Source organism: Kitasatospora sp. NPDC059817 (assembly GCF_042731835.1).
In the GTDB taxonomy this organism is placed as follows: domain Bacteria; phylum Actinomycetota; class Actinomycetes; order Streptomycetales; family Streptomycetaceae; genus Kitasatospora.
Window position 1 is genome coordinate 18,229 of sequence record NZ_JBHWIR010000107.1, and the last position, 7,936, is coordinate 26,164.

A 7,936-nucleotide genomic window follows, 5' to 3' on the forward strand; every position below is an offset into this window, starting at 1 on the left:
GGGGAGTCCCTGGTCCGCGCGGTCCTGGAGCCCGGCGCGGACACCGAGTTGCCCACGTTCTTCGGGCCACGGCCGGCGGCGTTCGGCTACCGGCCGACCTCGCGGAGGCGGAAGTCCTCGACCGTCTCCCGGCGGATCAGCAGGCGGGCCCGGCCGTCCTTGACGGCGGCCACCGCCGGGCGGCCGACCAGGTTGTAGCCGGAGGCCATCGACAGCTGGTACGCCCCGGCCGCCGGGACGGCCAGCAGGTCCCCCGCGCGCAGGTCGGCGGGCAGGACGGCGTCGCGGACCAGGACGTCGCCGGCCTCGCAGTGCCGGCCGACCACGTCCACCCGGGCCGCGCCCGCCTCCGAGCGGCGGCCCACCAGGCGGACGCTGTACGGCGATCCGTACAGCGCCGGGCGCGGGTTGTCGCTCATCCCGCCGTCCACGGCGGCGAAGCAGTGGCCGTCCGCGGTGTGCTTCACCGACAGCACCCGGTACACGGCGACGGCGGCCGGGCCGGCCAGCGCGCGGCCGGGCTCGACGATCAGCCGCGGCACCTCCAGGCCCGCCTCGGCGCAGCGCACCGCCAGCCGGTCGGTCACCCGGACGGCGAAGTCGGCGACGTCGAACTCGGCGTCCCCCGGCAGGTAGCGGATGCCGTGGCCGCCGCCGAGGTCCAGTTCGGGCAGTTCCACGCCGTGCTGCTCCCGGATCTCCGCGAGCAGCCGCACCAGCGCGTCCACCGCCTGGAGGTAGGGCTCGACCTCGGTGATCTGCGAGCCCAGGTGGCAGTGCAGGCCGGCCAGTTCGAGCCCGGGCTGGTCGAGCACCCGGGCGATCGCGTCGGCCGCGTCGCCGCCCTCGATCGGGAAGCCGAACTTCTGCCCGCCCACCCCCGTTTGAACCGCCGTGTGGTGCCCGGCGGCGATCCCCGGGACGACCCGGACCAGTACCCGCTGCGGGGTGTCGGCGGCCACCAGGGCGGCCAGCCGGGCGATCTCCGCCGGGCCGTCGATCACGATCCGCCCGACCCGCAGCCGCCGGGCCAGCCGCAGTTCCTCCGGGGACTTGGCGTTGCCGTGCAACAGGATCCGCTGCGCCGGGAAGCCGGCCGAGGCGGCCAGCCACAGCTCGCCGGAGGAGCAGACGTCCAGACCCAGGCCCTCCTCGGCCACCCAGTCGGCCATCGCGCTGCACAGGAACGCCTTGGCGGCGTACAGCACCTCGGCGTGCGGCAGCGCCCGCCGGTAGGCCCGGGCGCGGTTGCGCACCTCGGCCTCGTCCAGGACGTACAGCGGGGTGCCGAAGCGCTCGGCCGCCTCCGCCAGCCCCACCCCGCCGACCAGCACGTCGCCGCCGGGGCCGGGCCGCGCCGAGGCCGGCCAGGGGCCGCCGAGCGCGTCGACGGCCGGGGCGTCGGGGCGGGCGGTGGAGGTGCCGGTGGAGGGGGCGGGGACGGTGGAGGGGACGGACGGGGCGGTCAGCTGCGTCATGGCGGTACTCCTACGGGGCGGGGCGGGGTTGCGGCACGCGGTGGGCGGGGTCAGTCCTCGAACTGCATCGCGATCCGGCAGTGCGCCGGGCGGCCGCGGTCGTGGCCGACCGTGGGCGCGGGCGCCGGTTCGGGCGGCTCGGGGCTGTCCTGAAGCTCATGCCGTTCCTGTCGGTCCTGCCGGACACCGGCGGGCACCAGGCGGACCAGGCGGCGCGGCGACTGGTCGACGGCGGTGGCGATCGTGCTGCTCACGGGAGGCTCCTCGGGCTCGGGCGGGCGGGCCGCTGTGTGCGGCCCTCGGTTCCAGTGGATGCCCACCGGACGCCGATCGCACCGGGCCTTGACGCGTGGCCTACGCTCCGCCGGGCGTCCTTGACGCCTTCCTGACATCCGCTGCCACGACCGTCACCCGTACGGCCGCACGCGCACCCGAACGTCCGTACGAGCCACCGAACGCCCACCCGGTCCGGATGTCAGGGAGCCGTCAAGGACGGCCGCCCGCACGCCAAGCCCGCGTCAAGAGGCGCGTGGCGGGCGCGGATCCGATGGTGGGCTGGCCGCCGTCCCCGCCGCCACCGAGCCCGCCGCCCCGTTGCCCCGCAGCCCGGGGCGGCCCGGAAGGTCCTCCGAGACGATGCGCCGTTCGGCCCTCACTCCCCCGGACACCACCACGCCCCGAACCGACTGGTTCCGCCGCCCGGAGGGCGTCCGCGAGCAACCCCCGCACGACCGACCGGACGACCGGCCGCACCAACCGCAGCACCACCCGAGCCACCGGCCGACCGGCCCGGACGGCGGCCGCCGCCGGCTCATCACCCGCCGGCAGCTCACCGAGGCCCTGCCCGCCGCCGTCCGCAAGCTCCACCCGCGCACCATGATGCGCAACCCGGTGATGCTCGTGGTGGAGACCGGCTCCGCGCTCACCACGCTCAGCGCGGTGATCCACCCGAGCGTGTTCGCCTGGGTGATCGGCTTCTGGCTCTGGCTGACGGTGCTGTTCGCCAACCTCGCCGAGGCCGTCGCCGAGAGCCGGGGCAAGGCGCAGGCCGAGTCGCTGCGCCGCACCCAGGCCGGGACGACCGCCCGGCGGCTGCTGCACTGGCGGGTCGGCACCCGCGACCACCGCCACGAGGTGATCCCCGCCGAGCAGTTGATGCTGCACGACGTGGTGCTGGTGCCGGCCGGCGAGGTCGTGCCGCAGGACGGCGAGGTGGTCGAGGGGGTGGCCTCCGTCGACGAGTCGGCGATCACCGGGGAGTCCGCGCCGGTGATCCGCGAGTCCGGCGGCGACCGCACCGGCGTCACCGGCGGCACCAGGGTGCTCTCCGACCACCTGGTCGTCCGGGTCACCTCCCGGCCCGGGCAGAGCTTCGTCGACCGCATGATCGCCCTGGTGGAGGGCGCCAACCGGCAGAAGACCCCGAACGAGATCGCGCTCAACATCCTGCTCGCCTCGCTCACCATCGTCTTCCTGCTCTCGGTGGTCTCGCTCCAGCCGATGGCGATCTACGCGCACGCGCCGCAGACCACCGTGGTGCTGGTCGCCCTGATGGTCGCGCTCATCCCGACCACCATCGGCGCGCTGCTGTCCGCGATCGGCATCGCCGGGATGGACCGGCTGGTCCAGCGCAACGTCGTCGCCCTGTCCGGCCGGGCCGTCGAGGCCGCCGGAGACGTCGACGTGCTGCTGCTCGACAAGACCGGCACCATCACCCACGGCAACCGCCGGGCCGTCGCACTGCACCCGCTGCCCGGCGCGAGCACCGAACAGCTCGCCGAGGCCGCCCAGTTGGCATCCGTCGCGGACGAGACCCCGGAGGGGCGCTCACTCGTCGAACTGACGAACCGCCAGTACTGGGTGCCGCCCCGCGCCCCCGGCGAACTCGGCGAGCAGCGGCCCGTCCCGTTCACCGCGCACAGCCGGATGAGCGGCGTCGACCTGACCTGGCCCGACGGGACGAACTGCCTGATCCGCAAGGGCGCCGCCGGCGCCGTCGCCCGCTGGGTGGTGGAGTCCGGCGGGCGGATGCCGATGGAGGCCAAGCCGCTGGTGGACCGGATCGCCGAGGCCGGCGGCACCCCGCTGCTGGTCGCCGTCCACGACCGGCACGGCGCCCGCGCGCTGGGCGTGGTCGAGCTCAAGGACGTGGTGAAGGAGGGCATCGCCGAGCGCTTCGCCGAACTGCGCAGGATGGGCATCCGCACCGTCATGGTCACCGGCGACAACCCGCTCACCGCCCGTGCCATCGCCGCCGAGGCCGGGGTGGACGACTTCCTCGCCGAGGCCACCCCCGAGGACAAGCTCGCCCACCTGCGCCGCGAGCAGGCCGCCGGGAACATGGTCGCGATGACCGGCGACGGCACCAACGACGCCCCCGCCCTCGCCCAGGCCGACGTCGGGGTCGCGATGAACTCCGGCACCCCGGCCGCCAAGGAGGCCGGCAACATGGTCGACCTCGACTCCAACCCGGCGAAGCTGATCGACATCATCCGGGTCGGCAAGCAACTCCTCATCACCCGTGGCGCGTTGACCACCTTCTCGATCACCAACGACGTGGCCAAGTTCTTCGCGATCATCCCCGCGATGTTCGCGAACGCCTACCCCGGGCTGCACCACCTCAACATCATGGAACTGCACAGCCCGACCTCGGCGATCGCCTCCGCGATCATCTTCAACGCGCTGATCATCGTCGCGCTGATCCCGCTGGCCCTGCGCGGCGTCCGCTACCAGCCCGCCTCCGCCACCGACCTGCTCCGCCGCAACCTGCGGGTGTACGGGCTGGGCGGGCTGATCCTGCCGTTCCTCGGCATCAAGGCGATCGACCTGCTGATCCAGTTCGTGCCGGGCCTCGGCTGAGGCGCACGGCGCACCGCGCGCCGCACGCCGGAGCTGTCAGAAGGACGTCAAGAAGTGTGCGACCGGCGTCATGGAGCCATCAGCGGCGGTACGGACGGCCCGGTTCCGGGGTTCACTGGAATCATCCGAACCAAGGAGTACGGAACCGGGAACACCCGACCGGAGAAACGGAGGCGAACGGCCATGACCGGGACCACCCGAGTGATCGTCGGCCTGAGCGGATCACTGAGCAGTCTGGCCGCCCTCTACCACGCCGTCGGCGAGGCGGCCCGCAGCGAGGCCGTGCTGGTGCCGGTGGCCGCGTGGAACGCGGGCGAACGCGACGGCCTGCGCCCGCTGTCCGAACTGGAGCACGCCGCCCGGCGGCGGCTGGACATCGCCTTCGAGCAGGCCTACGGCGGCTACCCGGCCGGCCTGGTCATCCACCCGCTGGTGGTCAAGGCCGAGCCCGGGCCGGCCCTGGTCGGCGCCGTCACCGGGCCGGAGGACCTGCTGGTCCTCGGTGCCGCCACCCGCCGCCGGTTCGACCGGCTGCGGCACGGCTCGGTGGCCCGGCACTGCCGCCACCGCGCGGGCTGCCGGGTGGTCGAGGTGTCGCCCTCCGCGCTGCTGACCCGACTCGAACTCCCCGCCCGCACCGGGGCACCGCTCCCGCTGCTCGGGCGTGCCTAGTCCCGTCCCGCGGATCTCGCCGGACAGGCCCTGACAGCAACTCCCCCGAACCCGCCCGCCGGCTCGACGCGTCACCTCACCCACGCCGAGCCGGCGGGCGCCATCGCGCCCGGGCGCGCCGGACCAGGGCCCCTGGTCAAGGCCCGACCCGGCGACGCCCCCAACTGCACCACCGCGTCCGCGTGTTCACGCACCAGCAGCGGGTCGTGGCCGATGAGTGCCAGCGCCACCCCGCGCTCGGCGCGCAGCTGGCCCAGCAGGGTCATGATGCCCACGGCCGTGTCGGCGTCCAGCCCGGAGGTCACCTCGTCGCACAGCAGGACGTCCGGTTCGGCCGCCAACGCCCGGGCGATGGCGACGCGTTGACGCTGGCCGCCGGACAGCTCGTGCGGGTGCCGGGCGGCCAGGTCGGCGGGGAGGCCGACGGCGGCCAGCAGTTCGGCGACCCGGCCGGGGCACTGCTCGTGCGGGGTGGTGTGGTGCAGCCGCAGCGGCCGGGTGAGGGTGGCGCCGACGGTCCGGGCCGGGTTGAGCGCGCCGAGCGGGTTCTGCGGGACGAGTTGGACGCGGCGGCGCTGCTCGCGGGTACGGGCGTGGTGCGAGCCGGCCAGCGGGGCGCCGTCCAGGGTGAGGGTGCCGCCGGTGGGCGGGTGGAGCCCGGCGAGGACCCGGGCGAGGGTGGTCTTGCCCGCGCCGGAGGGGCCGACGATGCCGGTGCAGCTACCGGGCGCGAGGTGCAGGTCGACCCCGGTGAGGATCCGGCGCCGCCCGCGCCCGTACCCGACGTGGGCTTCGACGCCGAGCGCGGCCAGCCCGACGGCGGTGCGCGCCGCGACCGGTCCGGACGTGCGGTTCGCCCCGGCCCGGACGGCGCCGGCCCGGATGGCGCCGCCGCCCGCCCCGGGCCGGGCCGGGGTGAGGACGAGCACCTCGTCGGCGCAGCGGGCGACGAAGGCGGCGTCGTGGCTGGCGAGCGCGACGGCGATGCCGTGCCGGCGGGCGAGTTCGCGCAGCAGGTCGGCGATCTCGTCCCGCAGCGCGGGGTCGAGGCCGGCGCCGGGTTCGTCGAGGAGCAGCAGGTCGGGGCGGCGGGCGAGGGCCCGGGCGAGGGCGACGCGACGCTGCCGGCCGCCGGAGAGGGCGCCGGGGAAGGCGAGCCGGTGGCGGCGCAACCGGCGCAGTGGTTCGGGGGCGAGGGCGAGGACGTCCTGACCGAGGACGGTGACCAGCCCGGTGGCCCGGGCGCCCGGGGGCAGGGCGCCGGCGAGGGCGTGCAGCAGGGTGGTCTTGCCCGCGCCGGAAGGGCCGGTGACGGCGTGCACGCGCCCGGGGCGCAGGTCGAGGCTGACCGGGGCGAGCAGCGGGGTGCCGTCCGCGAGGGCGATGGCGAGCCGGTCGACCCGGGCGGTCGGGTTCTCGGTCACAGTCATTCCGCGTGTCCTCCCCCGAACCGAAATCACTTAGGTTTGCCTACCCTGAAGTTGAGCCCCCAGACAACCCTCCTGCCACACAATGGCTCAGGAGTGACCACCCCGCCGACGTTCTCGGCCGCCGTCCGGCCGTCAGCACCAGGGGGCGGCCGGCGCGCGGCCGGCGTCATTGCGGGTCGTGCAGGTGGTCACTCAACCAGGTCAGCGACGGCGGGAGCAGCCTGGTCCAGGTGGTGAAGTTGTGCCCGCCGGTCTCCACGACGGCCTGGGCGACCACCAGCGGCGGGCGGGCGGCCGCGGCGAAGGCCACGGAGTCGGCGTAGCCGTGGCCGTCCTCCTTGCTGTCGGCGAGGAGGACGGCGAGGGCGGGCATCGGCAGGTGGGCGAGACGCCAGTTCAGGTCGGCCTCGTCGCGCCGCTGCTGGCTGCCGCCGAAGAGGTCGCCGGTGGTCGCGTCCTCGGCGGCCTTGAAGTAGCCGGACAGCGAGACCGCCACCGGGAAGGTCTCCGGGTGGACCATGCCGAGTTTGACGGCGCAGTAGCCCCCGGTGGAGTCGCCGATCACGCCGAGGCTGCCGGTGCCGTCGAGCACCCGGTAGGAGGCGCGCAGGCCGGCCGGCACGTCGGTGGTGAAGTAGCTCTGGGCCTGCGGGCCGTTCGGGACGTCCTCGCACTCGCTGTCGCGCGGCATCGACGGCGAGGGGCGCACCAGCACCAGGACGGTCGGCTTCATCGTCCCCCGGCGCAGCAGGTCGAGTTCGTACGCCGGGTAGCGCAGCTTGGTGACCAGGTTGGCGGCGTCCCCCGGGAAGCCGGTCATCACCAGGGCGGCCGGGAAGTGCCGGGCCTCGGCGCCGGGCCGGAAGTACTGCGGCGGCAGGTAGACGTACCCGTCGGTGCTGAGCCCGGTGGTGGTGCCGGGCAGCCGGACCCGGTCGAGCCGCCCGATGGTGGCCGGGTCGCGGTCGGCCCCGTCCGCGCCGGTGATCTCGGCGGTGCCGAGCACCTGCACCCCGGCGGGCACTTCGGCCGGGGTGCCGCTGGGGGTGCCGGTCGGGCTTCCGGACGGAACGGCGGTCGGGCTTCCGGTCGGGCTTCCGGACGAGCCGCCCGCCTGGATGACGCCCGTCCCGCGGTCGCGTCCGAACAGGTCGGACCAGCTGCTGTAGAACACGAAGTCGTCGTTGACGGCGAGCCCGAGGGTGGCCAGCAGGGTGAACTGGGTGACGGCGATCGTGCCGAGCCGCAGGAACACCGCGGGCCAGCTGCGGACGGCCAGCCGGGGCCAGACCCAGAGCGTGCCGAGCACCGTGAACACGGCAAGCAGTGCCGCCAGCGCCAGCAGCTTGTGACTGGTGAGTCCCATCCGGCCTCCCTGGGGCGCGTCCGACAGCGCGACCCAGGGTAACCAGCACGGAACGGGACGTCACTCCCGCCGGGGTGGGGTGCGCCACGACGGCCGCGGCGACCCGCCCAAGGACGGCGACGAGACAGAGG

At 75.1% G+C, this 7,936-nt stretch carries 6 protein-coding genes; 2 read left to right on the forward strand and 4 right to left on the reverse strand.

What is annotated here, in order from left to right; translation table 11 throughout:
* Positions 1-86 precede the first annotated feature (86 nt).
* Both lysA and ACFV61_RS22385 read right to left on the reverse strand, forming a co-directional pair.
* Positions 87-1,478, reverse strand: a complete 1,392-nt coding sequence (lysA, locus tag ACFV61_RS22380; protein ID WP_380340507.1) for a diaminopimelate decarboxylase — start codon at positions 1,476-1,478, stop codon at positions 87-89.
* Between the two features lie 50 nt (positions 1,479-1,528).
* On the reverse strand, positions 1,529-1,732 hold the full coding sequence (locus ACFV61_RS22385) for a hypothetical protein (RefSeq protein WP_063346558.1): 204 nt from the start codon (positions 1,730-1,732) through the stop codon (positions 1,529-1,531).
* Between the two features lie 382 nt (positions 1,733-2,114).
* Here ACFV61_RS22385 and kdpB point away from each other — a divergent pair, with 382 nt between their 5' ends.
* Both kdpB and ACFV61_RS22395 read left to right on the forward strand, forming a co-directional pair.
* Positions 2,115-4,337, forward strand: coding sequence for a potassium-transporting ATPase subunit KdpB (gene kdpB / locus ACFV61_RS22390; RefSeq protein ID WP_380340510.1), 2,223 nt, complete (start codon positions 2,115-2,117; stop codon positions 4,335-4,337).
* Between the two features lie 183 nt (positions 4,338-4,520).
* Entirely contained in the window at positions 4,521-5,009 is a 489-nt protein-coding gene (locus ACFV61_RS22395) for a universal stress protein (RefSeq protein WP_063346559.1), read from the forward strand.
* A gap of 71 nt (positions 5,010-5,080) precedes the next feature.
* Here the strand turns inward: ACFV61_RS22395 and ACFV61_RS22400 are convergent, their stop codons facing one another.
* The gene (locus tag ACFV61_RS22400; RefSeq protein ID WP_380493555.1) at positions 5,081-6,439 is read right to left on the reverse strand and encodes an ABC transporter ATP-binding protein; all 1,359 of its coding nucleotides are present in this window, start codon (positions 6,437-6,439) and stop codon (positions 5,081-5,083) included.
* 166 nt (positions 6,440-6,605) lie between these two features.
* A complete protein-coding gene (locus tag ACFV61_RS22405) occupies positions 6,606-7,805 on the reverse strand; it encodes an alpha/beta hydrolase (protein ID WP_380493557.1) in 1,200 nt (399 codons plus the stop codon).
* Positions 7,806-7,936 lie beyond the last annotated feature (131 nt).